Genomic DNA, 25,314 nt, shown 5'->3' on the forward strand with positions numbered 1-25,314 from the left:
CAGCCGGTTCCCGGTTGTCTCAGGATTCTGTGGTGCGGGTCACCTCGTGGCCGCCGCGGGAGGCCAGCAGGCGTCGTAGCGACGCGAGCCGTTCAGCGCCTGCTCGGCCTTCGGTGACGACGTCGTCGAGCGCGCAGTCCGGGTCTTCGGGCGGCCCGAGGTGCCCGCAGCCCGACGGGCACTCCTCGGCGGCTTCGGCGAACTCCTCGAAGGCGTCGACGATGTCGTCCGCGGTGACGTGCGCCAGCCCGAACGACCGGACGCCGGGCGTGTCGATCACCCAGCCGCCGTCCGGCAGCGGCAGCGCGACCGCGGCCACGGAAGTGTGGCGGCCCTTGCCGACCGCGCTCACCACGCCGACGGCCAGCTCGGCGTCCGGCACCAGCCGGTTGACCAATGTCGACTTACCGACTCCGGAGTGGCCGACGAGCGCCGTGAGACGGTCTTTCAGCAGCTCGTCCAGGCCTTCGGGCTGTTCGTCGTACCGGCTGACGATCACCGGGATGTCGAGACCCGCGTAGCCCGCCAGGAGCTCGTCCGGGCTGGCCAGGTCGGCCTTCGTCAGGCACAGCACCGGCTCGACGCCCCCGGCGTAGCAGGCGACCAGGCAGCGGTCGATGAAGCCGGTTCGCGGCGGCGGGTCGGCGAGCGCGGTGACGATCAGCAGGCGCTCGGCGTTGGCGACGACCAGCCGCTCGTACGGGTCGGTGTCGTCGGCCGTGCGCAGCAGCGAGCTGGTGCGCTCGTCGACGCGGACGATCCGGGCGAGGGTGTCCGGCTTGCCCGAGACGTCGCCGACGATCCCGACCCGGTCGCCGACGACCACCGGGGTGCGGCCCATCTCCCGGGCCCGCATCGCCGTGATGACCCGCTGCGGATCGGCGTCGATCGCGCAGGTCCAGCGGCCGCGGTCCTTGCCGATGACCATGGCCGTGACGGCGTCGGCGTGCTCGGGACGGCGCTTGCTGCGGGGACGGGTGCCCTTGCCCGGACGCACGCGGACGTCGGACTCGTCCAGCTTGCTCCAGTCGTTGCGCGCCAAACCCTCGTCCTCTCGTGCGCCGGTGCCACCCGAATGATCCCACGTCGCTCGCCACGGCCCTGGCCTGCGTGTAACGATGGCGTCCCGGACGTATCCGGCACTAGGAGGTTGGTCATGTGCGGGCGCTACGCCGCCACGAAGGACCCGGCGAAGCTCATCGAGGAGTTCGAGGCGATCGACCTCACCGAGGGGCACGCGCGCGCCGACCACAACGTCGCGCCGACGAAGAACGTGGTCACCGTCGTGCAGCGGCACCCCCGTGACGAAGACGGCCAGGTCCTCGAGGACGAGCCTGCTGAGCGCTCGCTGCGGATGATGAAGTGGGGCCTGGTGCCGTTCTGGGCGAAGGACCCGTCCGTCGGCTCGCGGATGATCAACACGCGCGCCGAGACGGCCGCCGAGAAGCCCGCCTTCCGCCGCGCACTGGTGTCCCGCCGCTGCCTGGTGCCCGCCGACGGCTGGTTCGAGTGGCGCCGCACCGGCAAGGAGAAGGAGCCGTTCTACATGACGGAGCCGGACGGCTCCTCGATCGCGTTCGGCGGCATCTGGGAGACCTGGCACCCGAAGGACGACAAGGACGCGGCGCCGCTGATCACGTTCTCGATCATCACGACCGACGCGGCGGGCCAGCTCACCGACGTCCACCACCGGATGCCGCTGATCGTGCCGCGCTCCCATTGGGACGGCTGGCTCGACCCGGACCGCGAAGACGTCAAGGACCTGCTGGTCCCGACGCCGGACGACATCGTCGCGTCGCTGGAGCTGCGGCCGATCTCGAGCAAGGTCAACAACGTCCGCAACAACGGGCCCGAGCTGCTGGAACGCGTCGACCCGGCGAACGAGGACGCTCTGTTCGACGTGCCGAAGTCATGACGGCCGTCTCGGTCGATACAGCGTATGGCCCAGCGCGGGTGTACCTGCACTGCGCGGAGGAGGGCGACGCGGTGCTGATGCTGGGCCACGGCGCAGGCGGCGGCCTCGGGGCGAAGGACCTGGTGGCGGTTACGCGCGCAGCCCAGGCGGCGGGCGTTCACGTGGCGCTGGTCGAGCAGCCGTACCGGGTGGCGGGCCGCCGCGCGCCGGCCCCGGCGAACCAGCTGGACACGGCGTGGCTGACGGTCGCCGACGAGCTGTCGGAACGCTTCGACTCCCTGCCGCTGGTGTTCGGCGGCCGGTCGTCGGGAGCGCGGGTGGCCTGCCGGACAGCCGCGGCCGGGCAGGCGGTGGCGGTGTTGTGCCTGGCGTTCCCGGAGCACCCGCCGGGCAAGCCGGAGAAGACGCGGCAGCCGGAGCTGGACGCCGTCGAGGTGCCGGTTCTGGTGGTGCAGGGGGAGCGGGACCCGTTCGGCCGGCCGGCCGCGGGGCCGCACCACGAGATCGTGGTGGTCGACGGGGACCACAGCCTGTCGAAGGACCTGGAGACGGTGTCGCGCGCGGCTACGGAGTGGTTGTCCCGGGTGCTGCGCCCGCTGGCCTGACTCAAGCAGCGATCGGGGCCACCACGGCGCCGCTCAGCCGGATCAGGTCCGCCGGTGCCAGCTCGACCTCCAGCCCGCGACGGCCGGCCGAGCAATACACCGTATCGAACTTAGACGCCGTATCGTCGATCACCACCGGCAGCCTGCTCCGGTGGCCCAGCGGCGAAATCCCGCCCAGCACGTACCCGGTGGCCCGCTGCGCCGCCGCCGGGTCCGCCATCTTCGCCTTCTTGCCGCCCGCCGCGGCCGCCAGCGCCTTCAGGTCCAGCTGGCCGGTGACCGGGACCACGCCCACCACCAGCCGGCCGTCGACCTCCGCGACCAGCGTCTTGAACACCCGGGCGCGGTCCAGGCCCAGCGCCTCCACCGCCTCCAGCCCGTACGACTCCGCGCGCGGGTCGTGGTCGTACGCGTGCAGCGTGTGCGCCACCTTCTGCTTCCCCAGCAACGCCGTCGCCGGGGTGCCCTTGCCTGCCATGCGGCGGAGTCTAGGGAATGCCCGCGTGACCCGATCGGTTGTACGGGGCGTGACCACAACGCTCGCTACCACACGCTCTCGCAGCCGCCGCCGCCCCGAGGCACCGGCGAACCGCGGTGTGCCCGGCCCCCGCGTAAACTCGGGTCCGCCGTATGCGCGTACGCGCATCGACGCCGAGCGGGAAGGGAACGGTTTGCCGAGCACGCAGAACTCAGCGCCGGAAGAAGCGACCGAAGCCGAGCGCGCCGAGCGCTTCGAGCGGGACGCCATGCCGCTGCTCGACCAGCTGTACTCGGCCGCGATGCGGATGACCCGCAACCCCGCCGATGCCGAGGACCTGGTCCAGGAGACCTACCTGAAGGCGTACGCGGCTTTCGCCTCCTTCAAGGCGGGCACGAACCTCAAGGCGTGGATGTACCGCATCCTCACGAACACCTACATCAACGGCTACCGCAAGCGGCAGCGGCAGCCGGTGCAGCAGCCCACCGAGGAGATCACCGACTGGCAGATCGCCAAGGCGGAGAGCCACACGTCCAGCGGGCTGCGTTCGGCCGAGGTCGAGGCGATGGACAACCTGCCCGACACCGACGTCAAGGCCGCACTGCAGAAGCTGCCCGAGGAGTTCCGGCTGGCCGTCTACCTGGCCGACGTCGAGGGCTTCGCGTACAAGGAGATCGCCGAGATCATGGACACGCCCATCGGCACCGTGATGTCCCGCCTGCATCGCGGCCGCGCGCAGCTGCGCGACCTGCTCGCCGACGTCGCCCGCGAACGCGGCTTCATCCGGGGTGCCAAGGAGGAGGTGGCGGGGCGATGAACGACATGTGCGAGGGCGCGTCCGACAAGGTCCGCTGCGAAGAGGCGCTCGCCGACATCTACCTGCTCCTCGACCGCGAGTGCAGCCCCGAGCGCGACGCCGCACTGCGCGCCCACATCGACGACTGCCCGCCGTGCCTCGAGGAGTACGGCATCGACGAGCACATCAAGCAGCTGCTGGCCCGCAAGTGCGGCGGCGACCACGCCCCGGCCGAGCTGAAGAGCCGGCTGCGCGCGTCGATCCGGCAGACCGTCGCCACGCGCGGCGGCGTCACCGTCGAACGCACCGAGATCACCCTCGAGCAGCGTTCCGAGTAGCGCCTGAGCACGACGAAGGCCCCCACCCGCTCGGGGTGGGGGCCTTCGTCATGCCGGACGCCGGATCAGGCGTTGGGCTTCTTGCCGTGGTTCGCGCCGTTCTTCTTCCGGTCGCGACGCTTGCGGGCGCGCTTCGACATGCTCACTCCTCGTCGTCAAAGCTGGTCAACCTCTCAAGTGTGTCATGACGTCCCGTTCTGGTTGGATGGGGTGGTCGGGCGAGCGCGAGGAGGGTGTCGATGGCGGAGATCAGGGCCGAGATGGTCGGCACCGTGCTCGCGGTCGTCGCGGAGCCGGGCGCCGCGCTGAACGCCGGGGACACCGTGCTGATCCTGGAGTCGATGAAGATGGAGCTGCCCGCCGTGAGCGAGCGGGCCGGCACGCTGACCAGCCTCGTCGTGGCGAAGGGCGACCGGGTCCAGCAGGGTGACGTCCTCGGGACGGTCGAGTAACCCGTGTCGACGCTCGCCGAACTGCTCGCCGACAACACCGGCCTCCCCGGTGAGGCGGCGGACCACCTGCAGACCGTCGTCGCCGAGTGGCAGCTGCTGGCCGACCTGTCCTTCGCCGACTTCCTGCTCTGGGTCCCGGTGACCGAGGAACTGCAGCCGGACGGCGGCGACTTCGTCTGCGTCGCGCACGCGCGCCCGACGACGGCACCGACCGCGCACCCCGAAGACGTCGTCGGCACCCGGTTCACGGTGGAGGAGCACCCGCAGCTGGCGAAGGCCATGCGCGAGGTGCGGATCTGCCGCGAAGAGGACCCGCACTGGTACCGCGACCTGCCGATGCGGCGCGAGGCGATCCCGGTGCGCTTCCACGACCAGGTGATCGCCGTGATGAGCCGCGAGACGAACCTGGCCGCGCCGCGCGTGCCGTCGCCGCTGGAGATCGCGTACCTGGGCAGCGCCGGCGACCTGTGCCAGATGATCGTCGACGGCACGTTCCCGCCGAACGGCAGCAACGCGACGGACACGCACACGTCGCCGCGGGTCGGCGACGGCCTGATCCGGCTCGACTCGAGCGGCACGGTGGTGTTCGCGAGCCCGAACGGGTTGTCCGCCTACCACCGGATGGGGCACGAGTCGGACCTGGTCGGGACGCGCTTGGCGCCGTTGACGCGGTCGCTGATCCGCGACCCGTTCGACGCGACCGAGGTGTCGCACCGGATCATCGAAGCCTTGGACGGGAAGCCGTCGAGCCGCACGGAGGCCGACTCGCGGCGCGGCGCGGTGGTGCTGTTCCGCGCGCTGCCGCTGCGGCCGGCGGGGCAGGCGGCGGGCGCGCTGGTGCTGGTCCGCGACGTCACCGAGGTGAAACGCCGTGACCGCGCGCTGCTGTCGAAGGACGCGACGATCCGCGAGATCCACCACCGGGTGAAGAACAACCTCCAGACGGTGGCGGCGCTGCTGAGGCTGCAGTCCCGCCGGACGTCGTCGGAGGAAGCGCGGCTCGCGCTGGCGGAGTCGGTCCGCCGGGTTACGTCGATCGCGCTGGTCCACGAGGCGCTGTCCATCTCGGTGGACGAGCGCGTCGACCTCGACAAGCTGCTCGATAACGTGCTGCCCATGGTCGGCGAAGTCGCCACGGCGGAGTCGCAGGTCGGCCTGACCCGCACGGGCTCGTTCGGGGTGGTGGTCGCGGAGATCGCGACGCCGCTGGTGATGGTGCTGGCCGAGCTGGTGCAGAACGCCATCGAGCACGCGTTCCCGGCGGGCCGGTCGGGCAAGGTCGAGCTGATCGTGGAACGCTCGGCGCGCTGGCTGGACGTGGTCATCCGCGACAACGGGCGCGGGCTGCCGTCGGGCTTCTCGCTGGAGCGCTCGGACGGGCTGGGCCTGCAGATCGTGCGGACGCTGGTGGAGTCCGAGCTGCGGGGGTCGCTTTCGCTGCGGAAGGTGCGGACGGAAACGTCGTCGACCCGGGTGACGGGAACGGAAGCCGCGCTGCGCATCCCGCTGTCCCGGCGGCTGTAGTCCCTCTTTCGAGGCTGCGCCGGACTGTCGCGTTTGGACTCGATCACCGCCGGGCATATCCGTTGCGGCGGAAGCGATCGGGTGCGGGTCGCGGGAGGGACACACGCTGAAGGCCCGGCACCTGGTGCGTGGTGCCGGGCCGTTCAACGTTTTGCGGAGGACTTGAAGTCCTGGTGAGGTTTCAGCACACCCGTCGTCAGGTGGTTTCGCCTCGGTTGTTAAGCTCGAACCGGGTAGGTATCGCCCCAGACGACGTGGGCACAACAGTGCTCCGCCGGGAGAATTCCTGTGCGGTTCGGGTGGTGCGGGAGAAACGTCAGGCGTTGGTACGCGTGCCGATGTGCGTACGGCGGCGCTTGAGCGCGCGTCGCTCGTCTTCGCTCATGCCGCCCCACACGCCGGCGTCCTGGCCGCTGGCCAAAGCCCAGGCCAAGCAGTCGGAAGCGGAGGGGCAGCGGTGGCACACGGCCTTCGCCTGAGCTACCTGCGACAGAGCCGGACCGCTGGTTCCCACCGGGAAGAACAGCTCGGGGTCCTCGTCTCGGCAGGCCGCGTCGTGGCGCCAGTCCATGTTCGTGAGCTCCTTACACATGGCGCGGGAGGGCCGCGCCACAGTCGTCAATGGCGGTCGTGTTCTTGGGTGCTTGTGAATGCTTTCACGAAGCACCGCGTTCGACAAGGGTTTCCGGAAGATCGGTGAGTCAGCTCACCCGGCCGAGCGACACGTCTGACCTGCGGTTTCTCTCCGAAACAGCCACTCGAAGGGAAGGCTGATGCGGTGAGTGGAGCTTCTGCGTCGACGAACGGCAGATTGCACTTTGCCGCAGGCGATCAGCGGTCCCGTCGTCACACGATTACCGTGAGTGCGTTCGGGACGCTGAAGAACTCCACCCTGGTCCGCTGGCCGACGAGGTCGCCGTCCACCTGGAAGTTTACCGGTTCAGCTGCGTCGATGCGGATCATCGGCACGTCGTCGTGACGCACGAGACGTTTGCCTTTTTGGTTGCTCTTCGTAGCCAAAGCGCGGCGTACATGCTTGAACACCGTCGGCAACCCGAGACCGTTCAGCGCGAACAGGCCCAATCCCGTCTCGAACGAGCAACCCGGGTTGAGGTGGACCGGACGCTCGCCCAGGTAGCTCCACGGATCGGTGTTCGACACGAAAGCGGTCAACGCCTCGGCGGGTTCCTCGCCAGGGACGCGGATGGTGAGGGCGGGCCGGCCCAGCGGCGGCCGGAAGTAGGAGCGGACGGCGGCCCGCATGTAGAGGCCGGCGGTCGTCTGCTTGCCGCGGCGCTTCGCCACCCGGCCGACGACGTCGGCGTCCCAGCCGAGGCCGGAGTTGAAGGTGAACCAGTGGCCGTCGGCCAGGCCGAGCCCGACCCGGCGCGAGCGGTCGTTCTCCAGCGCGTGCAGCAGCTGGTGGGTCGCTTCGACGGGGTCCGACGAGATGCCGAGGGCGCGGGCGAACACGTTGGCCGAACCGCCGGGCACAACGCCAAGGGCGGGCACTCGCCCGATCTGGGTGGGATCTCCGTCGGCGTCGGCGAGGAGGCCGTTGACGACCTCGTTGACCGTGCCGTCGCCGCCGTGCGCCACGACCAGGTCGATGCCGTCCCGCGCCGCCGAGCGCGCGACCGCCATGGCGTGCCCGCGGTAGTCCGTTTCGACCACGTCGAGCTTCACCTGGCTGGCCAGCGCGTGCGCCAGGACGTCCCGGCCACCGGCGGTGGTCGAGGTGGCCTGGGGGTTCACGACGAGGATTGCGCGCACCACCGCAGGGTAGGTGACTTCCGGCGGCCCGAGAACCTTCCGGACCCGCATGGTGACGGGCGCAACCCTGACCAACAGCACCTTCGGACCCTGTGCCGGGCGGCCCTCCTTCACGTGCGGGTGTCCGCTCGTCGTGACAAGTGCACCCGGGCCGACCGCCCGCTCATCGACGACTCCTGAATTCTCAGCGCCCGGGCGGTCCCGCGAAAACGGCCGACCGGGTGGCATACGATCGAATCAGCTCACGCACGGTGACTCGCCCTGGTCGAGTCCACTGTGCTCCCGCAAAGGACCCCCGGAAGGCCCCGCCGTGAAGCTCTCGCCCGCTCCCCGTGAGGTCCGCTGGGCCGGCGCGGTCACCGCGGTGCCGTCGCTCGCCCTGCTGGTGTTCGGGGTGGTCGTGCTGGTGAACGGGCTGGGTTCGCCCGCGCAGCCGGGCAACAACGTCTACGTCGAGTCGGGCACGTTCATCGTGGTCGCGCTGGCGTTCCTGGCCGCGTCGGCGGGGCTGGTCCTCGGCCAGACGTGGGCGCGCTCGCCGGGTGTGGTGATCGCGCTGATCGTGATCGGCCTCGGCTGGTACCTGCTCGGCCCGTCGGGCGAGCCGCTGTGGGGCGTGCCGGTGGCGTTGCTCGGCATCGTCGCGCTGGTGCTGCTGTTCCGCGCGCCGTCGCGGGCGTGGGCGCTGGGCCTGCGCGAAGGCGAGACGGAGACGGAAGCCGCCGAACGCGGCGGCCTGGCCGGCCGCCGCGCCGAGCGCGAAGGGCACGAAGAGGACTAAGCCTGCGCGGCCAGGGCCTTCAGCGGCTCGTCCGTCAGCCGGTTGACCGTCCACTCGTCCATCGGGACCGCGCCGAGGGCCTTGTAGAACTCCGTCGCCGGGTTCCAGTCCAGCACCGACCACTCGAGCCGCGCGTAGCCCTTCTCGACGCACTCCGCCGCCAGCGCCGCCAGCAGCGCCTTGCCCAGGCCGGAGCCGCGGTGGGACGGCAGGACGAAGAGGTCCTCCAAGTAGATCCCGTGCACCCCGCGCCAGGTCGAGTAGTTGAGGAACCACACGGCGAAGCCGGCGATCTCGCCGTCCACTTCGGCCACGTGCCCGAACAGCTTCGGCGCCTCGCCGAACAGCGCCTCTTGTAGCTGTGCGACCGTCAGGTGGCACTCGTCCGGGGCGCGCTCGTAGTCGGCCAGCGCGTACGCCAGGCCGACGGCGGCCTCGACGTCGTCGGGGCGGATCCGGCGGATGCGGTCGTCGGGCACGTCAGTCCTCCAGGGCGGGCGGCAGGTTGAGGTGTTCGATCTGGGGTTCGCCGCGCTCGTCGCCGAGCACCGCGATGCCGGCCGCGTCGAGTCCGAAGTGGACGCCGGACGTCGCGGGCAGCCCGAGCCACCGGGCCACCAGCACACGGCTGAAGTGCCCGTGGCCGACCAGGATCACGTCGCCGGCCTCGATGTCGCCGCGGGCGCGCGTCAGCACGCGGTCCGCGCGGTCGGACACCTGCGAAGCGCTTTCGCCGCCGGGGATCGGGTGGGTCCAGACGGTCCAGCCCGGCACGGTCTTGCGGATGTCCGGGGTGGTGACGCCTTCGTATTCGCCGTAGTCCCACTCGGAAAGGTCCTCGGTGACCTCGTCGACGCGCAGGCCGGCCAGCGCGGCCGTCCGCAGCGCCCGGGTCCGCGGGCTGGACAGCACCAGCGACGGCCCGCCGACCAGGCTCCGGAGCGTGCCGCCGGCGGCGAGCGCCTGCCCTTCGCCGGCCGGCGTCAGCGGGATGTCGGTGCGGCCGGTGTGCCGCCCGTTCACCGACCATTCGGTTTGGCCGTGCCTTAGGAGGAAGAGACGGTTCGCCACACGGGCGAATATATCCGGCGGTTTGCCCGGCGGCCGGTCGTCTGCTTAGCTACTGAACAGTAGCTTAGTTCGAGGAGACGCCGATGCCCGAGACGCCGACGTTCGCGCTGTGGCACAAGCTGGCCGCCAAGCCGGGCGGGAAGCAGCTGTTCAGCGCCGCGATGTGCCTGCGCGTGCCGTACTTCCGCACGGTGCTGCCGTCGGTGCGCGAGCTGCGGCCCGGCCACTGCGAAGTCACCGCGCCGAAGTGGTGGGGTGTCCACAACCACATCGGCACGTTCCACGCGATCGCCGCGTGCAACCTCGCCGAGATCGCGATGGGCATGCTCGCCGAAGCGACGGTCCCCGGCACGCACCGCTGGCTGCCGAAGGGCATGGACGTCCAGTACGTCGCCAAGGCCGGGACGGGCCTGCGTGCCGTGGCCGCGCTGCCCGAGCTGCCGGAGTTCGGCGACGAGGGCTTCGAGCTGGGTGTCCCGGTGACCATTTCGGACACGAGCGGCAAGCCGGTGGTCACCGGGACGATCACGATCTGGGTGACGCCGAAGAAGCGTTAGAGCGGCTTGTACTGCACGTACGTCGTCTGGTGGAACGTGTTCTCGCCGGCCGGCGACGGCAGGCCCAGCCGGTGGTCGACGAGCTTGCCGAGCACGCCGCAGCCGGTGGTCGCCGGCAGGGCCACATCCGGGTCGACGACGCCGAAGTACGCCGTCCGCGGGTTGTCGGAGATGATCCGCGGCGGCACGGCCGGGTCGTCGTGGACGATCGTGTGCAGCGGCTCGGCAGGCGTGCCGATCCGGCAGTCCTTACGCAGTAAGGGGTGCCGGACCACGGCGTAGACGTCGAGTGCGCCCCGTCGCTCGGCGGTGCTCAGGAAGTCCGAGTAGCCGCCGTAGCGCAACTGGATCGTCGCGCCGGGAATGCCCGGCAGAGGCGCCGGCTCGTGCCGCAGCGCGCCGAAGACCTGCGCGTACTGGCCGTTCACCTTGCCTTCGCTGAAGGTCAGCCGCATCTCGCCGAGCGGGACCTCCCGGTCGTGGATGGTCAGTTTTCCTTGCGAGACAAAGGCTTCACAGCGCCACGTGCCCGGGTCGGCGTTCGGGGCGGTGCCGGGCAGTCGGTGAAGTCGAATGCCGGCAGCTCGTCCGCGGACGCCGTCCCGGGCACGACCCCCAGTGCGGCCACGGCGGCCGCGGCCGCCCCCAGTGCGAGAAGTTTCATGCCGGTGAGCTTGCTCGCGCCGCCGGGAGCGGACATCCGGGATCGCCCCCAGGGGAAGGCCGGAATTTCCCTCGACCGGGTGAAACACGTTCTGAATAGTTAACGCCGTTTACCAAGATCGGGCATGCTCGGGCCCATGTCTGCCTTCTCCCGCCGCCGGTTCCTCGGCCTCGCCGCCCTGAACTCCGCCGCCGCCCTCGGGCTGACCACGATCTCGACGCGGCCCGCGACCGCGTCACCGCTCCCGGAGTACTCGCCGGCGGTGGTGGTCGGCACCGGTTATGGCGCCGCCGTCACGGCGTTGCGGCTCGGAGAGGCCGGGATCCCGACGCTGATGCTCGAGATGGGCAAGCTCTGGAACACGCCCGGCGCCGACGGCAAGGTGTTCTGCTCGATGCTCGCGCCGGACGAGCGGGCGATGTGGTTCAAGGACCGCACCGAGGCGCCGCTCGCGTCGTTCCTCTGGCTCGACCTGGCCAACCGCGACATCAAGCGGCACGCCGGCGTGCTCGACCGGGTGAACTTCGGCGACATGGCGGTGTACCTCGGCCGCGGCGTCGGCGGTGGATCGCTGGTCAACGGCGCGATGGCCGTGACGCCGAAGCGGTCGTACTTCGAGGAGATCCTGCCACGCGTCGACGCCGGCGAGATGTACGGCAAGTACTTCCCGCGGGCGAACGCGCAGCTCGGCGTGAACGTCGTCGACCCGGACTGGTTCGAGACGTGCCGGTCGTACCAGTACGCGCGCGTCTCCCGGAAGGCCGCGCGCAAGGCGGGCTTCGAGACGGTGTTCGTGCCCAGCGTCTACGACCGGGACTACCTGCGCCGCGAGGAAGCCGGGGAGGTGCCGCGCTCGGCGGACGCGTCCGAGGTCATCTACGGCAACAACCACGGGAAGCGCTCGCTGGACCAGTCCTACCTGGCCGCCGCGCTCGGCACCGGCACCGTGACCATCGAGACGCTGCGGGAGGTCCGCGAGATCCTCCACCAGCCCGACGGGACGTACACGGTGGTCGTCCGCGAAATCGACGAGCACGGCACCGTCCTGGGCACGCGGCACGTGAACACGAAGTACCTGTTCCTCGGCGCGGGCAGCGTCGGCTCGACCGAGCTGCTGGTGCGCGCCCGCGAGACCGGACGGCTCCCCGAACTGAACGACGCGGTCGGGCAGGGCTGGGGCACGAACGGGAACGTCATGTGCGGCCGCGCGAACCACGTCTGGGACACCACGGGCAGCCTGCAGTCGGGCATGCCGGCGCTCGGCATCGACAACTGGGCGGACCCGGTGCATCCCGCGTTCGCCGAGATCGCGCCGGTGCCGGCCGGGCTCGAGACGTGGGTGAGCCTGTACCTGGCGATCACGAGGAACCCCGAACGCGGGCACTTCACCTACGACGCCGCGAGCGACTCGGCGAAGCTGCACTGGACGGCGTCGCAGGGACAGCCGTCGATCGACGCCGCGAAGGCGCTGTTCGACAAGGTCAACCGGGCGAACAAGACGATCTACCGCTACGACCTGTTCGGCGACACGCGCACGTTCGAAAACCGCTTCACCTACCACCCGCTGGGCGGCCTGGTGCTCGGCGAGGCGACCGACGGCTACGGCCGGGTGAAGGGCTACCGCAACCTGTACGTCACGGACGGCTCGCTCATCCCGGGCAGCACCGGCGTCAACCCGTTCGTGACGATCACGGCGCTGGCCGAGCGCAACATCGAGCGGGTCATCGCCGAAGACGTCAGGGGCTGAGTCTCGCGAGCGAGTCGGTGAAGTCGTCGCCGACGCCGGCGAAGAAGGACGCGTCGGCGGCTTCGACGTCCTTCAGCGCCTTCGCGACCAGCTCCAGGCCGTCCGCGGTGATCCGGAGGCGCTTGGCACGGGCGTCCGCCGGGTCGTCGGCGCGGGCCAGCAGACCCCGGTCGGCCAGCTTGCGGACGACCTGGCTGGTCATCATCGTGTCGGTGCCTGCCTGTTCGGCCAGTTGCCGCTGGGTCGGGAGCTCGCCCGCGCGGGTGAGCCACCACGTGGTCGTGAGCAGCACGAACTGGACGTGCGTGAGGTCGTGCGGGGCCAGCGCGGCCCGCATCGCCCGCTGCCAGGCCAGCGTCACCCGCCACAGCAGGAAGCCGGGGCTGCGGTCCGGGCCGGGCAGGCGGGACTTCGGCGCTGTCATACCCGCAAGCTTGCTGTGTCAAGCGGGGCTTCGCCCCGGCCGGGGGCTTCGCCACCCGGACCCCCGGAGGATGCCTCGGCGAGCCGGGCCAGCGCGCGCACGGCGTCCGGGGTGTCCTCGGTGACCTGCGGGCCGAAGCCCTCCGGCCCGTCGATCGTGACGCGGTAGGTGATCCGCGTGCCGCTGTCGACGTCGGCCAGGACGTGCTCGAACCGCAGGAACGCGTCCGGCAGCCGGGTCTCGTCGGTGAAGCTCCGGCCCTCGGTGACCTCGGTGAGGGTGAACGGGATCGGCGGCATCCCGTCCATCGTCATGGTGCCGCTGGTGCCGGCCGCGAAGGGACCGTCGACGACCACCGAGCGGACGCCCGCGTCCCACTCGGGCCAGCGGCCGGTGTCGGCCCAGAGCGGCCAGATCGCGGCGGCGGGGGCGGTCGAAGTCTCGCGGTGCTCGTACTCGTAAAGTGACATGCGCGCATACTATATGTGCGCTGCCTATCGGCGCTAGAGCCTCTATCGGTGATCAGTGCGTGGAGCGCAGCTTGTCGTAGTACGCGACGCAGTCGTCGTACGACGGCAGCAAGTCCTGCTCCAGGGCCTCGGCCAGCGTCGGAGCGGTGCGGTCCTTCTCGGACAGGATCGGCTCGATGTCCGCCGGCCACGGCAGGCCGAGCGCCGGGTCGAGCGGGGTGATGCCGTGCTCGCCCGTCGGGTTGTACCCCTCGGAGCACAGGTAGGCCATCACCGTGTCGTCCTCGAGGGCGATGAAGCCGTGCCCGAGCCCCTCGGCGAGGTAGGCGGCGTTGAACCGGCGCGAGTCGAGCTGGACGGCGTCCCAGGTGCCGAAGGTCGGCGACCCGACGCGGATGTCGACGACGACGTCGAGCAGCGAACCGCGCGCGCAGTAGATGTACTTCGCCTGACCGGGAGGCGTGTCGGCGAAGTGGATGCCGCGGATGGCACCCCGCCGGGACACGCTGTGGTTCGCCTGCGCCAGCCGCAGCGGGTGGCCGGTCGCCTCGCGCAGGACCTCCTCCTGGAAGGGGGCGACGAACAGGCCTCGCTCGTCGGGGAACGCCCGGGGGGAGAACTCGAAGGCGTCCGGGACGCTCAGCCGGCGGAATTCCATGGCGTCACCTTATCGGGCGGCTTAAAAACCGAACGGACGTCTTGGCAATTGCCGGAATAGGGGTCCGGTGTGACATCAGCCGCACCGAGGGGTCCCCTTCCGGACCGGACCTGTCACAATGAGTGGACCGCCGCGTCCGCGGCCATCGCCAGACCCACGGCACCGATGGCCGACGTGACGCCTCGCCGACAGGCCGGCGCTACCGCGCTGGGCTGCCGTGCCGGAGGAACAAACCACGGGTTTCCCCTGTAGCCGTGGTCCCCCGCTCGCATGCCCAGGAGAAATTCCAGTGACCCAAGTCCGATCCGCGAGTTCCGTCATTCCCACTGGGGGAATGACGGAAACGACGACAGGAATCCCCATGAGCGACCCCACCGGTGCCGGAGCACCGGTCACCGACGAAGAGATCTTCACCGGGCACGAGGGCGGCAAGCTCTCGGTGGCGGCCACCCGCCCGATTTCCAGCCCGCGTGACCTTTCGATCGCGTACACCCCGGGTGTGGCGAAGGTGAGCCGCGCGATCGCCGAGGACGCCGCGAAGGCCAAGCGGTACACGTGGGCGGACCGGCTCGTCGTCGTGGTGAGCGACGGGACGGCGGTGCTCGGCCTCGGCGACATCGGCGCGAGCGCGTCGCTGCCGGTCATGGAGGGCAAGTCGGTCCTGTTCAAGACCTTCGGCGGGCTCGACTCGATCCCGCTGGTGCTGGACACCACCGACGTCGACGAGATCGTCGAGACGCTGGTGCGGCTGCGGCCGTCCTACGGGGCCGTCAACCTGGAGGACGTCTCCGCGCCGCGGTGCTTCGAGCTGGAGGACAAGCTCAAGGAGGCGCTCGACTGCCCCGTCATGCACGACGACCAGCACGGCACGGCGATCGTCACGCTGGCCGCCCTGCGCGGCGCCAACCTGGTCCTCGACCGGGCGATCGCCGACCAGCGCGTCGTCGTCTCCGGCGCCGGCGCGGCCGGGGTCGCGTGCGCCCGGATCCTGCAGGAGGCCGGCATCGGGGACGTCACCGTCCTCGACTCGCGCGGCATCATCCACGCCGGCCGCGACGGCCTGAACCCGGTCAAGGAACGCCTGGCCGCGACGACGAACAAGGCCGGCCTGAAGGGCGGCCTGGCCGAGGCGCTCGAGGGCGCGGACGTGTTCCTCGGCCTGTCCGGCGCGACGATCGACGAGTCCCTGCTCGGCCGGATGGCGGGCGGCGGCATCGTGTTCGCACTGTCCAACCCGGACCCGGAAGTTCACCCGGACGTGGCCGCGCGGTACGCGTCGATCGTGGCCACCGGGCGCAGCGACTTCCCGAACCAGATCAACAACGTGCTGGCGTTCCCCGGCGTGTTCCGCGGCGCGCTGGACTCCGGCGCGCGGGCGATCACCGAGGGCATGAAGCTGGCGGCCGCCGAGGCGATCGTGTCGGTGGCGATGGACGACCTGGGCCCGGACCGGATCGTCCCCTCGCCGCTCGACCCGCGCGTGGCCCCCGAGGTCGCGGCGGCGGTGGCGAAGGCGGCGGAAGCCGACGGCGTCACGGCCTGACGCCGGTCCGAAAGCGGCACTTTCACGTGAAAGTGCCGCTTTCGGCGTCTCAGAAGAGTTCCGCCAGGCGGTGGCGGGGGACGTCGACCAGACGCAGGTTCGTCAGGTCCTCGGGGACGTCCAGCGAGACGTTCGCCAGCCGGGCGTGAGCGCGGGTGAGGACCTCGTCCTGGTGCTCGACCGCGTCCGCGACCACCACCGCGTGCCGGTTGTCCGGCGTGCTCCGCAGGTACCGCAGCGTGTACTTCCCCCGGATGAGGGACGCCAGCGCCTCCTGCGACGCCTGGTCCGCCAGGTCCGGGTGCGCGTTCGGGACGAGCAGCGCGAGCCGGCGCGCGTTCGTACCCAGTAAGGTGCGCAGCAGCCACGGTCCCGGGTCGGCCGAAAGGTCCATCGCGACCGCGTCCCCCTCCGGTCCGGAGATCGACCAGTCGACCGGCCGCGACTCCAGCGCGAGCCCGCCGGCTCCCGCGATCTCCTTCAGCTTCTCCAGCAGCGCCGGCTTCGTCCCGGCCGCCTCCACGGACTGCGGCCCGTGCGTGTAGATCGCCTTGCCGGCGCGGACCTTCTTGGCCTTCGCCGTCGGCTGGCAGACGTACAGGTCCGCCGCGCTGCCGATCGCCTGCGCGCCGAAGTAGCGGTTGAAGTCCGGCAGGATCGCCTCGAACGTCAGCCCGAGCGTGGCCAGCGACCGCTGCACCTGCGCGCCCAGCGCCGGGTGGCGGGGGCTGTAGCCGTACGCGAACAGCAGCCGTCCCTCGCTCGGGTTCCGCAGCGCCTGCACCCCGCGCGCCGCGAACAGGCCCATGCCCTCCGGTGTGTACGGCGGATCGCTGAAGACCAGGTCGAACCCGCCGGTGACGGCCGGTGGGAGGCCGACGCGCAGGTCCGTGTGGGCGGTGGCGATTTCGCGGCCGCCGCGGTCGTCGAGGTAGGCCAGCACGCGCTCGTCGAGGTCGACGACCGTCAGCGACGCCGCCGGGCAGACCGCCCGCACGGCCAGCGACGTCAGGTCGTGGTCGCCGAGGAACAGCAGCCGCGCGGACGCGAGGTCGTACCGGGCGTCCAGCCAGAGCGCGCGGCGCAGCACCGTCTCCGGCGTCGCCTGCACGTGGTCGAGCGCGGCCAGCGGCGGCGGCACCTCGGCGACCCATTCGGCGACTTCGGGCAGCAATTCGTGGTTCGCGACGGCTTCGTCGAGCGGATCCGCGTACCGGGGCGCGCTGTACTGCAGGTAGGACGCGGCGACGCCGGGGGAGATCCGCAGCCGGTCACCGCTGCGGTCGAGGTCGTCGCCGAGCGCGGCGAGGACGTCTTCGACGCTGCGGCGCGGCGCCGTGGACAGCCGCACCAGCTCGCCGAGGTCGTGGTCGCCGGTGCGCAGCAGGTCGATGACGCGGTACAGCGGGCGGACGCCGACGCCGTGCGCGGCGAGGACGTCGTCGAGTGCCTTCACGGGCTCTCAGCGTAGTCACCACCCTGCGGAACACCGTGCCAACGGCCGCCGACTCGGCTACGGTCGGTTGCACCGGACTTGGGGAGTGGGCAGTGACCATCGAATTCCGCGACGTGACCAAGCAGTATCCCGATGGGACGGTCGCCGTCGACAAGCTGAACCTGACGGTCGAGGACGGCACGATCACCGTGTTCGTCGGCCCGTCCGGCTGCGGGAAGACGACGTCGCTGCGGATGATCAACCGGATGATCGAGCCCACCGGCGGCCAGGTGCTGCTCGACGGCAAGGACGTCGCCGAGGGCGACCCGGCGCTGCTGCGCCGCGGCATCGGCTACGTCATCCAGCACGCCGGTCTCTTTCCACACAGGACGGTGCTGGACAACATCGCCACCGTGCCCCTGCTGTCGGGGTGGGACAAGGCGAAGGCGCGCAAGCGGGCCGCCGAGCTGCTGGAGACCATCGGCCTGCCGGTCGAGGTCGGCAAGCGGTACCCGGCCCAGCTTTCGGGCGGCCAGCAGCAGCGCGTCGGCGTCGCCCGCGCGCTCGCCGCGGACTCACCGGTGCTGCTGATGGACGAGCCGTTCTCCGCCGTCGACCCGATCGTGCGCGAGGACCTGCAGAACGAGCTGCTGCGCCTGCAGTCGCAGCTGGGCAAGACGATCGTGTTCGTAACCCACGACATCGACGAGGCCGTCCGGCTCGGCGACAAGGTCGCGGTGATGCGCGTCGGCGGCAAGCTCGCCCAGTACGGCACGCCCGCCGACGTGCTGCGCCACCCGGTGGACGACTTCGTGGCGTCGTTCGTCGGCCGCGACCGCGGCTACCGCGGCCTGTCGTTCCTCTCCGCCGACGGCGTCGAGGTCAAGGAGATCGAGCTCGTCGAGATCGGCTCGCCGGTGTCCGCGAGCGACGGCTGGCGGCTCGCGGTCAACGCGGACAAGCAGCCGCGCGGCTGGCTGCCGCCGAACTCCACTGTGGACGGTTCACTGTCCGAAGACGACTTGGTGGCCGGCGGTTCGCTGTGGATCCACGGCACGCCGATCCGGGGTGCGCTCGACGCGGCGCTGTCGTCGCCGGCCAGCCTCGGCGTGGTCGTCGACGAAGACCACCGCGTGCTCGGCGGGGTCGTCGCGAGGCAAGTGCTGGACGTGATCGAGGCGACGCCCCAGGCGTCATGAGCTTCTTCGACGAGCTCGGCCGCTACCTGAGCAGCGGGAACACGCGCGCCGAGGTCCTCGGTGACCTGGGCGACCACGTCTACCTGGCGCTGCTCCCGCTGGTCATCGGCATCGTGCTCGCGATCGCGGCGGGCTGGCTCGGCCACCGCTGGCGGCCGGCCCGGCAGGTGCTGACGGTGCTCGCCAACCTGCTCTACACGATCCCGTCGCTCGCGCTGTTCGTCGTCATCCCCGGCCTGATCGGGTCGAAGATCCTGGACAGCGTCAACGTCGTCGTCGCGCTGACGATCTACACCACGGCGCTGCTGGTCCGCCCGGTGCTCGACGCGCTGGACGCCGTGCCGCCGCCGGTGACCGCCGCCGCGACCGCCGTCGGGTACAAGCCGGTGCGCCGGTTCTTCGCCGTCGAGCTGCCGCTGTCCGTGCCGGTGCTGGCGGCCGGTGTCCGGGTGGCGTCGGTCAGCAACATCAGCCTGGTCAGCGTCGGCGCGCTGATCGGCACCGGCGGCCTCGGCGTGCTGTTCACCGACGGCTTCCAGCGCGAGTACTTCTCGCCGATCGTCGTCGGCATCGTGCTGACGCTGCTGCTCGCGCTGGTCGTCGACCTGCTGCTGGTCTTGCTGCGCAACGTCTTGACGCCGTGGGAACGGGTGACCACCGCATGATCAGCGACCTCTTCCACTGGTTCGGCGACCCGGCGCACTGGTCGGGCCCGGACGGCGTTCCGCAGCGGCTGCTGGAACACCTCGGGTACACGTTCCTGTCGCTGGTGATCGCGCTGGTCATCGCCGTCCCGTTAGGACTGTTCGTCGGCCACACCGGACGCGGCGGCGTCGCGCTGGTGAGTGCGGGCAACGCGATCCGCGCGCTGCCGACGCTGGGACTCGTGACGTTCCTGTTCCTGCTCTTCACCGAAAGCGTCACTTCGACGGTCATCGGGCTCGTCGTGCTGGCCGTGCCGCCGATCCTGGCCGGGACGTACGCCGGGCTGCAGGCGACCGACCACGGCGTGGTCGACGCCGCTCAGGGCATCGGGATGACCGGCTGGCAGCGGCTGTGGAAGGTCGAAGTGCCGATCTCGCTGCCGCTCGTGCTGGGCGGCATCCGCAACGCCGTGCTGCAGCTGGTCGCGACCGCCGCGGTGGCCGCGTACGTCGGACTCGGTGGCCTGGGCCGGTTCCTGCTCGACGGACTGGCCATTTTGGACTATTCCGAGGTGATCGCGGGCGCGTTGCTGACGACGTTGCTCGCGATCGTCCTGGACCTGCTCTTCGCGTTGCTGAACCGCGCTTTGGTACCGCGCGGCGTCCGGCTCGCGGCGGCCGTGAAGAAGGTGACGGCGTGAAACGGCTGGCTGCTTTTGTTGCCGTGGTGCTGCTGGCCGCGGGCTGCGGCAACCCGCTGGCGGGCGGCGGCGAGGGCGGGACGTCCGGCGACATCATCATCGGCGCGTCCGACGTCGGGGAAAGCCTGCTGCTGGCCCAGATCTACGCTGGGGCGCTCCGCAATGCGGGCGCTTCGAACGTGACGGTCCGGCCGCCGGTGGGGAGCCGCGAGGTCGTCGTCAAGGCGTTGCAAGACAAGTCGCTGTCGGTGGTGCCGGACTACAGCGGGAACCTGTTGCGGTACTTCGACAAGGACACGACCGCGACGACGTCCCAGGACGTCTACGCGCAGCTGCGTCAGAAGGTCCCGGCCGGGTTCGAGGTGCTCGACCAGGCGCCCGCCGAGGACAAGGACCTGCTGGTGGTCGGGCCGCAGCTGGCCTCCTCGGGCGTCAAGACGTTCTCGGACCTGGGGCCGCGCTGCCGTGACCTGGTGTTCGGCGGACCGGGCCAGTGGAGCAGCCGCTGGAAGGACAAGATCAAGACGCTCTACGGCTGCGAGTTCAAGGAGATCCGCACGACGGACACGGGCGGCCCGGTGACGGTGGCGGCCCTGAAGTCGGGCGACGTCCAGGTCGCGGACCTGTTCAGCACGTCGTCGACGATCGCGGCGAACGGGTTCGTGCCGCTGGTCGACGACAAGAACATGTTCCCGGCGCAGAACATCGTGCCACTGGTGGCGCGCGGGACGTTGTCGCCCGCCGAAGTGGCCGCGCTGAACCGGGTTTCGGCCGCGCTGGACACTTCGCAGCTCACTCAGCTGAACGTCGAGTTCACCGAGCAGAAGCGCAACCCGCTGGACATCGCCGAGGACTTCTTGGCGCGCAACAACTTGAAGTCCTAGTCGAGGGCGAGTTTCACGCCGAGCCCGATGAAGACGCCCCCGGTGGCGACCTCGATGCGGCGCTGGTTCTTCTTCCGCCGGACCCACCCGCCGACGCGCCCGGCGAGGACGCCGACCGCACCGTCGACGAGGAACTCGAACACGATCATGATCGCGCCGAGGACCGCGAACTGCAGCCACACGTGCCCGCGCGCCGGGTCGATGAACTGCGGGAGGAAGGCGATGGTGAAGGTGACCATCTTCGGGTTGAGCAGGTTGGTGAGCAGGCCGCTGAGGTAGGCGCGGTCGGATTTCCGTTCGACGAGCGGCTTCCGGTTCCGGATGGCTTGGACGCCGAGGTAGATGAGATAGGCGGCACCGGCAACGCGCACGACGGTGAAGGCAACGGGAACGGCGGCGAAGAGGGCAGCCAGCCCGGCCGCGGCCACGGCGACGTGGATGGCCTCACTGGTGGCGACCCCGGCGGTGGCGAGCAGCCCGGCCTTCGGCCCGCCGCGCATGCCGCAGCCGAGGATGAAGAGCACGTCCGGACCAGGGGTGATCATCGCGATCATGGTGGTGACGACGAAGGCGACGAGGAGGTGCGGGTCGACCGGCATGGGCCGATCCTGACACGCGGGTGGGCCGGGGCGAAGTGCTTTTCGGCGGGGTTCACGACATGCCCGGAGCCCTCAGCGGGCTTTGGGTAGCGGCCGCGCCGGACAGCGCCCACCCGGGGGCCCCGGACAGCGCCCGCAGCCTCGGCCAGTGCCCGCCTCGGCCAGCGCCCGCCGGGAGTAGTGCACGCTCCGGATAGTGCCCGCGCCGGACAGCTCCACCCCAGGGGCGCCCCGGACGGCGCCCGCAGCCTCGGCCAGCGCCCGTCCCGGCCAATGCCTGCCGCGCCCGCCCTGAGCAGTGCTCGCTCCGGCCAGTGCCCGTCTCGGCCAGCGCCCGCCGCCCCGAGCAGCGCCCGCCCTCCCAGGGGGACCGTCCCGGTTCCAGCGTATCGAGTGCGCCCGACGAAACGGCCTGGGATGACCGCCGCGCGGCCGGGTTGTCCACATGTCGGCCGGGCTGTGGACAACGCTCCCCGGCGATGTCAGCCCGGTTGCGGACAATGCTCTTGGTCCGGTCGGCCGGGCGGATGGACATTGCTCTTGGCGCGGTCAGTCCGGTTGCGGACCACGCTCTCGGCTCGGTCACCCCGGCCGTGGACAACGCTCCCTGCGCGGTCAGCTCGGCTGGAAGAACTCGAGCAACCGCTGCGCGGCGTCCGGTGACCTCAGCAGCTCCTGCATGCCGGCGGACATCTTGGCCGCCGCGCTGGTGCGGGCGAACATCTCGCGTTCGTACTCCTCGATCGCCGCGGGGTAGTCGTCCGGGTGCGCGGCCAGCGCCCGGCCGAGCGACGCGCCGTCGAGCAGGGCCTGGTTCGCGCCTTCCCCCACCGCCGGCATCAGGTGTGCAGCGTCGCCGAGCAGCGTCACGTCCGGCTTCGACGGCCACGTCAACCCGATCGGAAGCGTTGTCATCGACCGGCGCGCGACCGTGTCGTCGCAGGCCTCGATCAGCGCCGCGAACCGGGCGTCCCAGCCGGGGAGCAGGTCGATCAGCCGCGCCCGGGCGGCGGCCGGGTCGTCGAACGGGATCCCGCTCGTCGCGAACCAGTCCTCGGCGGTGTCGTAGAAGCTGATGCCGATGCGGACGCGGCCGTCGCCGTTGCGCTGCGCCGCCAGGGACCGGCCGCCGCCGATCGCCCAGTACGTGCCGCGGCCGACCATCGCCGCGAGCTCCGGGTGCGTGCGGTCGACGTCCGGGATGCCGACCTCGACGACGTTCTGGCCGGTGTGCTCCGGGCGGGCGTCGGTGACCAGCGGGCGGACCCTGGACTGCGCGCCGTCCGCGCCGACCAGCAGTTCGTACGTTGTACTGCTGCCGTCGGCGAAGCGCACGACGCCGTTTTCCGCGGACTCGAACGCACGCCCCCACCGGACCGTGCCGGCCGGGAGCGAGTCCAGCAGCAGGTCGCGCAGGTCGGCGCGGTCCACCTCGGGACGCAGGAGCGGAGCGTCGTCCGGCGTGTCCTCCTGGAGCAGCAGGGTGCCGTCCGGCTCGAGGAGCCGCATGTCCTGGCCTTCGCCGCGCGCGATCGCGAAGAAGTCGTCGAGCAGGCCGGCCTCGCGCAGCGCGCGTTGGCCGGAGTGGATGTCGAGCATGCCGCCCTGCCCGCGCGCGTCCCGTGACGTCTCGCGTTCGTACACGACGGATTCGAAGCCGTGGACGTGCAGCACCCGGGCCAGTGCCAGGCCGCCCGGTCCGGCTCCGATGATGGCGATGGTCATGGGGCGTCTCCTTCGATACACCGTATTTTTCGATACAGCGTATCGCACCAGGCGCTGTATGGTCATCCGCGTGACGGTGTGGGAGCGGCCGAAGCCGCCGGAGAGGCCGACCCCGGCTCCGCTGAGCCGGGAGCTGATCGTCCGCGCGGCGATCCGGCTGGCGGACGCGGACGGCCTGGCGGCGGTGTCGCTGCGGAAGGTCGCCGGCGTGCTGGACGTCGGGCCGATGCGGCTGTACGGCTACATCGACACCAAGGAAGAGCTGCTCGACCTGATGGTCGACGACGTGTACGCCGCGATCCGGCCGGCCGGCGACGGCTGGCGGGAGGTGCTGCGCTCCCTGGCCGAGACCACCCGGCGGGCCGCGCACCGGCACGAGTGGTTCGCGGACCTGCTCGGCGGCAGGCCCCAGCTCGGGCCGCACGCGCTGGCCAGGGGAGAGGCCGTCCTCGCCGGGTTGACCGGTATCGACGTGGACGACGTGATGCCGGTGGTCAAGGCCGTCAACGCGTACGTGGTCGGTGCCGTGCGCCGGGAGATCACCGAGCGGCGTGCCGAGCGGGCCACCGGGATGAACGAGTCGGAGTGGCAGCGCACCCACGGGCCCTACCTGGAGCGGACCTTCGCCACGGGCCGCTACCCGGCGCTGGAGAAGGTCATCCGCGACGCCGTCCACCTGGACGTCGACGAGACTTTCCAGCTCGGTCTCGAATTCCTCCTCGACGGCATCGAAGCCCGCCTCTCGCGCTGACGGTCAGGCGCGCAGGGCGGCCGCGACCTTGCCGGCGTCCTCGATGCCGCGCTCCGGCGGCTCTTCCGGCAGCGGGAGCAGGACGACCGAACCGCTCCCGGCCGCGTGCAGCGCGCGGACCGAAGCCACGCACTGGTCGAGATCGCCGCAGATCGCGAGCCGGTCGAGCCACTCCGGCCGCAGACCTGCCGCCAGCTCGTCCACTGTGGACGCCGAGTCGACCAGCGCCAGCAGCTCCGAGGCGAACGGCAGGTCCTCGACCTGCACCCGCGCGCCCGGCGTGAGGGATTCGGCCACGGTGAGCCGCGCGCGTTCGCGGTCGCCCAGCGCCAGCCAGTTGTACGTGACCAAGGCGTGCGCGGTGGGCCGGCCGGCGGCGATGCCCGCCAGCGCCGTCCGCACGAACTCCGGCGGGGACGGCTCGGCGAGGATAGTGCCGTCCGCCGAGGAACCGGCCACCGCCAGCGACTTCGGACGCCGGACGCCCGCGAGCACCGGCGGCACCGAAGCGGGCGGGAACACCAGCTCGACCTCGTCCAGCTGCACGTGCCGGCCGCGCATCGAAACCCGCTCGCCCGCCAGCAGGCGGCGGACCGCCACGAGCGTCTCGTCCAGCGCCGCCAGCGGCGACGCCGGGTACGCACCGATCTGGCGCATCCACGAGGCGACGCCGTGGCCGAGGCCGCCGATGAGCCGTCCCGGGTGCAGCTCCGCCAGCGCGGCCAGCTCCATCGCGGCGATCGCCGGGTTGCGGGCCACCGCCGGCAGCACGCCGATGCCGACCTTGATCGTCGACGTCACCGCGAGCGCCGTCGCGACCGTGGCGATCCCGGCGGCCCAGAAGCAGTCTTCGACCAGCCAGACTTCGTCGAGACCCGCGTCCTCCGCCTGCCGCGCGAGGTCCACCAGCTTCGACGGGTGCTGTTCGCGGTTGATGCGGACGCCGACGGACGAGCTCGGTGCGTACATGCCAGCTCCTCAGATCCGGGAGAACGCCGGCGCGTACTCGAACGCGCCCGCTTGCGTGGGTTTGTAGCCGGTGAGCGTGCGGGCCTGGAAGTGCTTGCCCCAGGCGGGCTCCCTAGCGGTGATCGAGAGCGTCGACGCCGTGACGAAGCCGAACCGCGAGTAGTAGCCCGGGCTGCCGAGCAGGACGACGAGGCCGTAGCCGAGCGCGTCCGCGGCGCCGAGCACCGCGTGCACGAGCGCCGAGCCGACGCCGCTCCCCTGGTGCGCCGGGAGTACGCCGAGCGGGCCCAACCCGACGGCGGACGTCATGTCGTCGCCGATGCGGGCCCGGCTGCAGCAGACGTGTCCGACGACTTCGCCGTCGCGCACGGTCACCAGCGAGAGCGCGTCGATCAGGTCGCCGTCCGCACGCAGCTCGTCCACCAGTGGCGCTTCGACCGGGGTGACGCCGGGTTCGCGCCGGAAGGCTTTGCTGTGGATCGTGTGCACGGCGCTGCGGTCGGCGGGCGTCTCGCGGCGGATCAGCATGGTCGTCACCTTGCCGCGAACCGGCGGCCGCGGGCAAACAGGTTTGGGCTGCGCCCCCGACTGCCACGCTACCGGGCCACACC

At 71.1% G+C, this 25,314-nt stretch carries 31 protein-coding genes; 15 read left to right on the plus strand and 16 right to left on the minus strand.

Going from position 1 to position 25,314, the window contains the following annotated elements:
- Positions 1-19: 19 nt before the first annotated feature.
- Complete coding sequence (gene rsgA, locus ACIQWX_RS12785) at positions 20-1,042, minus strand: ribosome small subunit-dependent GTPase A (RefSeq protein ID WP_400868814.1); 1,023 nt, start codon at positions 1,040-1,042, stop codon at positions 20-22.
- Between the two features lie 114 nt (positions 1,043-1,156).
- On the opposite strand from rsgA, the gene ACIQWX_RS12790 reads away from it, so the two are divergent.
- The gene (locus ACIQWX_RS12790) at positions 1,157-1,915 is read left to right on the plus strand and encodes an SOS response-associated peptidase (protein WP_400868816.1); all 759 of its coding nucleotides are present in this window, start codon (positions 1,157-1,159) and stop codon (positions 1,913-1,915) included.
- Positions 1,912-2,520, plus strand: coding sequence for an alpha/beta family hydrolase (locus tag ACIQWX_RS12795; RefSeq protein ID WP_400868817.1), 609 nt, complete (start codon positions 1,912-1,914; stop codon positions 2,518-2,520). Before ACIQWX_RS12790 ends, ACIQWX_RS12795 begins: the two co-directional genes overlap by 4 nt.
- A gap of 1 nt (position 2,521) precedes the next feature.
- Here ACIQWX_RS12795 and ybaK read toward each other — a convergent pair whose 3' ends face one another.
- Positions 2,522-2,998, minus strand: coding sequence for a Cys-tRNA(Pro) deacylase (gene ybaK, locus ACIQWX_RS12800; RefSeq protein WP_400868819.1), 477 nt, complete (start codon positions 2,996-2,998; stop codon positions 2,522-2,524).
- A gap of 193 nt (positions 2,999-3,191) precedes the next feature.
- Between ybaK and ACIQWX_RS12805 the strand changes: the two genes are divergently transcribed.
- On the plus strand, positions 3,192-3,815 hold the full coding sequence (locus tag ACIQWX_RS12805; RefSeq protein ID WP_125312718.1) for a sigma-70 family RNA polymerase sigma factor: 624 nt from the start codon (positions 3,192-3,194) through the stop codon (positions 3,813-3,815).
- A complete protein-coding gene (gene rsrA / locus ACIQWX_RS12810) occupies positions 3,812-4,132 on the plus strand; it encodes a mycothiol system anti-sigma-R factor (protein WP_257918242.1) in 321 nt (106 codons plus the stop codon). The genes ACIQWX_RS12805 and rsrA overlap by 4 nt, the downstream gene beginning before the upstream one ends.
- Positions 4,133-4,197: 65 nt before the next feature.
- Here the strand turns inward: rsrA and ACIQWX_RS12815 are convergent, their stop codons facing one another.
- Positions 4,198-4,272, minus strand: a complete 75-nt coding sequence (locus ACIQWX_RS12815) for a 50S ribosomal protein bL37 (protein WP_098515123.1) — start codon at positions 4,270-4,272, stop codon at positions 4,198-4,200.
- 99 nt (positions 4,273-4,371) lie between these two features.
- Between ACIQWX_RS12815 and ACIQWX_RS12820 the strand changes: the two genes are divergently transcribed.
- Both ACIQWX_RS12820 and ACIQWX_RS12825 read left to right on the plus strand, forming a co-directional pair.
- A complete protein-coding gene (locus tag ACIQWX_RS12820; RefSeq protein ID WP_400868822.1) occupies positions 4,372-4,584 on the plus strand; it encodes a biotin/lipoyl-binding carrier protein in 213 nt (70 codons plus the stop codon).
- A gap of 3 nt (positions 4,585-4,587) precedes the next feature.
- A complete protein-coding gene (locus tag ACIQWX_RS12825) occupies positions 4,588-6,108 on the plus strand; it encodes a sensor histidine kinase (RefSeq protein ID WP_400868824.1) in 1,521 nt (506 codons plus the stop codon).
- A gap of 316 nt (positions 6,109-6,424) precedes the next feature.
- Here ACIQWX_RS12825 and ACIQWX_RS12830 read toward each other — a convergent pair whose 3' ends face one another.
- Both ACIQWX_RS12830 and ACIQWX_RS12835 read right to left on the minus strand, forming a co-directional pair.
- Complete coding sequence (locus ACIQWX_RS12830; protein WP_043777259.1) at positions 6,425-6,679, minus strand: WhiB family transcriptional regulator; 255 nt, start codon at positions 6,677-6,679, stop codon at positions 6,425-6,427.
- Between the two features lie 275 nt (positions 6,680-6,954).
- On the minus strand, positions 6,955-7,881 hold the full coding sequence (locus ACIQWX_RS12835; RefSeq protein WP_400868826.1) for a diacylglycerol/lipid kinase family protein: 927 nt from the start codon (positions 7,879-7,881) through the stop codon (positions 6,955-6,957).
- A 310-nt stretch (positions 7,882-8,191) separates the two neighbouring features.
- Between ACIQWX_RS12835 and ACIQWX_RS12840 the strand changes: the two genes are divergently transcribed.
- Positions 8,192-8,662: a hypothetical protein gene (locus ACIQWX_RS12840; protein WP_400868828.1), complete on the plus strand. Its 471-nt coding sequence runs from the start codon at positions 8,192-8,194 to the stop codon at positions 8,660-8,662.
- On the opposite strand, the gene ACIQWX_RS12845 is transcribed toward ACIQWX_RS12840, so the two are convergent.
- Together ACIQWX_RS12845 and ACIQWX_RS12850 are read right to left on the minus strand one after the other, a co-directional pair.
- Positions 8,659-9,141: a GNAT family N-acetyltransferase gene (locus tag ACIQWX_RS12845; RefSeq protein ID WP_400868830.1), complete on the minus strand. Its 483-nt coding sequence runs from the start codon at positions 9,139-9,141 to the stop codon at positions 8,659-8,661. The genes ACIQWX_RS12840 and ACIQWX_RS12845 overlap by 4 nt on opposite strands.
- A gap of 1 nt (position 9,142) precedes the next feature.
- The gene (locus ACIQWX_RS12850; protein ID WP_400868832.1) at positions 9,143-9,733 is read right to left on the minus strand and encodes an acid phosphatase; all 591 of its coding nucleotides are present in this window, start codon (positions 9,731-9,733) and stop codon (positions 9,143-9,145) included.
- An 83-nt stretch (positions 9,734-9,816) separates the two neighbouring features.
- Here ACIQWX_RS12850 and ACIQWX_RS12855 point away from each other — a divergent pair, with 83 nt between their 5' ends.
- Positions 9,817-10,290 carry a hotdog fold domain-containing protein gene (locus ACIQWX_RS12855; RefSeq protein ID WP_400868834.1) on the plus strand — a complete coding sequence of 158 codons (474 nt, stop codon included), beginning with the start codon at positions 9,817-9,819 and terminating at the stop codon, positions 10,288-10,290.
- Here ACIQWX_RS12855 and ACIQWX_RS12860 read toward each other — a convergent pair.
- Positions 10,287-10,745, minus strand: a complete 459-nt coding sequence (locus tag ACIQWX_RS12860) for a hypothetical protein (RefSeq protein WP_400868836.1) — start codon at positions 10,743-10,745, stop codon at positions 10,287-10,289. The two genes, ACIQWX_RS12855 and ACIQWX_RS12860, sit on opposite strands and share 4 nt — an antisense overlap.
- A gap of 345 nt (positions 10,746-11,090) precedes the next feature.
- Here ACIQWX_RS12860 and ACIQWX_RS12865 point away from each other — a divergent pair, with 345 nt between their 5' ends.
- Positions 11,091-12,701, plus strand: coding sequence for a GMC oxidoreductase (locus ACIQWX_RS12865; protein WP_400868838.1), 1,611 nt, complete (start codon positions 11,091-11,093; stop codon positions 12,699-12,701).
- On the opposite strand, the gene ACIQWX_RS12870 is transcribed toward ACIQWX_RS12865, so the two are convergent.
- The 3 genes from ACIQWX_RS12870 to ACIQWX_RS12880 are packed head-to-tail and all read right to left on the minus strand — an operon-like array spanning position 12,691 to position 14,253.
- Entirely contained in the window at positions 12,691-13,125 is a 435-nt protein-coding gene (locus tag ACIQWX_RS12870) for a MarR family winged helix-turn-helix transcriptional regulator (RefSeq protein WP_400868840.1), read from the minus strand. The genes ACIQWX_RS12865 and ACIQWX_RS12870 overlap by 11 nt on opposite strands.
- Positions 13,122-13,595, minus strand: a complete 474-nt coding sequence (locus tag ACIQWX_RS12875) for an SRPBCC family protein (protein WP_400868842.1) — start codon at positions 13,593-13,595, stop codon at positions 13,122-13,124. The genes ACIQWX_RS12870 and ACIQWX_RS12875 overlap by 4 nt, the downstream gene beginning before the upstream one ends.
- A gap of 52 nt (positions 13,596-13,647) precedes the next feature.
- The gene (locus ACIQWX_RS12880; protein ID WP_400868844.1) at positions 13,648-14,253 is read right to left on the minus strand and encodes a dTDP-4-dehydrorhamnose 3,5-epimerase family protein; all 606 of its coding nucleotides are present in this window, start codon (positions 14,251-14,253) and stop codon (positions 13,648-13,650) included.
- Positions 14,254-14,614: 361 nt separating this feature from the next.
- On the opposite strand from ACIQWX_RS12880, the gene ACIQWX_RS12885 reads away from it, so the two are divergent.
- Positions 14,615-15,796, plus strand: a complete 1,182-nt coding sequence (locus tag ACIQWX_RS12885) for an NADP-dependent malic enzyme (protein ID WP_372663977.1) — start codon at positions 14,615-14,617, stop codon at positions 15,794-15,796.
- A gap of 49 nt (positions 15,797-15,845) precedes the next feature.
- Here ACIQWX_RS12885 and ACIQWX_RS12890 read toward each other — a convergent pair whose 3' ends face one another.
- Positions 15,846-17,252: a bis-aminopropyl spermidine synthase family protein gene (locus ACIQWX_RS12890; protein ID WP_400868847.1), complete on the minus strand. Its 1,407-nt coding sequence runs from the start codon at positions 17,250-17,252 to the stop codon at positions 15,846-15,848.
- A gap of 92 nt (positions 17,253-17,344) precedes the next feature.
- Here ACIQWX_RS12890 and ACIQWX_RS12895 point away from each other — a divergent pair, with 92 nt between their 5' ends.
- Genes ACIQWX_RS12895 through ACIQWX_RS12910 form a run of 4 tightly spaced genes read left to right on the plus strand, consistent with a single transcriptional unit; the run spans position 17,345 to position 20,659 of the window.
- Positions 17,345-18,430, plus strand: a complete 1,086-nt coding sequence (locus tag ACIQWX_RS12895) for an ABC transporter ATP-binding protein (RefSeq protein WP_400868849.1) — start codon at positions 17,345-17,347, stop codon at positions 18,428-18,430.
- A complete protein-coding gene (locus ACIQWX_RS12900; RefSeq protein WP_400868851.1) occupies positions 18,427-19,095 on the plus strand; it encodes an ABC transporter permease in 669 nt (222 codons plus the stop codon). Before ACIQWX_RS12895 ends, ACIQWX_RS12900 begins: the two co-directional genes overlap by 4 nt.
- Positions 19,092-19,775 (plus strand): ABC transporter permease, encoded by a 684-nt coding sequence (locus ACIQWX_RS12905; RefSeq protein WP_400868853.1) that lies wholly within the window; start codon positions 19,092-19,094, stop codon positions 19,773-19,775. Before ACIQWX_RS12900 ends, ACIQWX_RS12905 begins: the two co-directional genes overlap by 4 nt.
- Positions 19,772-20,659, plus strand: a complete 888-nt coding sequence (locus ACIQWX_RS12910) for an ABC transporter substrate-binding protein (RefSeq protein WP_400868855.1) — start codon at positions 19,772-19,774, stop codon at positions 20,657-20,659. The genes ACIQWX_RS12905 and ACIQWX_RS12910 overlap by 4 nt, the downstream gene beginning before the upstream one ends.
- Here the strand turns inward: ACIQWX_RS12910 and ACIQWX_RS12915 are convergent.
- Positions 20,656-21,258 (minus strand): LysE family translocator, encoded by a 603-nt coding sequence (locus ACIQWX_RS12915; protein ID WP_400868857.1) that lies wholly within the window; start codon positions 21,256-21,258, stop codon positions 20,656-20,658. The two genes, ACIQWX_RS12910 and ACIQWX_RS12915, sit on opposite strands and share 4 nt — an antisense overlap.
- Positions 21,259-21,873: 615 nt before the next feature.
- Positions 21,874-22,983, minus strand: coding sequence for an FAD-dependent oxidoreductase (locus tag ACIQWX_RS12920; protein ID WP_400868859.1), 1,110 nt, complete (start codon positions 22,981-22,983; stop codon positions 21,874-21,876).
- Between the two features lie 70 nt (positions 22,984-23,053).
- Between ACIQWX_RS12920 and ACIQWX_RS12925 the strand changes: the two genes are divergently transcribed.
- Positions 23,054-23,734 (plus strand): TetR/AcrR family transcriptional regulator, encoded by a 681-nt coding sequence (locus ACIQWX_RS12925; protein ID WP_400868861.1) that lies wholly within the window; start codon positions 23,054-23,056, stop codon positions 23,732-23,734.
- 3 nt (positions 23,735-23,737) lie between these two features.
- Here ACIQWX_RS12925 and ACIQWX_RS12930 read toward each other — a convergent pair whose 3' ends face one another.
- Together ACIQWX_RS12930 and ACIQWX_RS12935 are read right to left on the minus strand one after the other, a co-directional pair.
- Complete coding sequence (locus ACIQWX_RS12930) at positions 23,738-24,703, minus strand: LLM class flavin-dependent oxidoreductase (RefSeq protein ID WP_400868863.1); 966 nt, start codon at positions 24,701-24,703, stop codon at positions 23,738-23,740.
- A gap of 9 nt (positions 24,704-24,712) precedes the next feature.
- Positions 24,713-25,231 carry a GNAT family N-acetyltransferase gene (locus tag ACIQWX_RS12935; RefSeq protein WP_400868865.1) on the minus strand — a complete coding sequence of 173 codons (519 nt, stop codon included), beginning with the start codon at positions 25,229-25,231 and terminating at the stop codon, positions 24,713-24,715.
- Positions 25,232-25,314 lie beyond the last annotated feature (83 nt).

The sequence above is a fragment of the Amycolatopsis sp. NPDC098790 genome (assembly GCF_044759945.1).
GTDB lineage: Bacteria > Actinomycetota > Actinomycetes > Mycobacteriales > Pseudonocardiaceae > Amycolatopsis.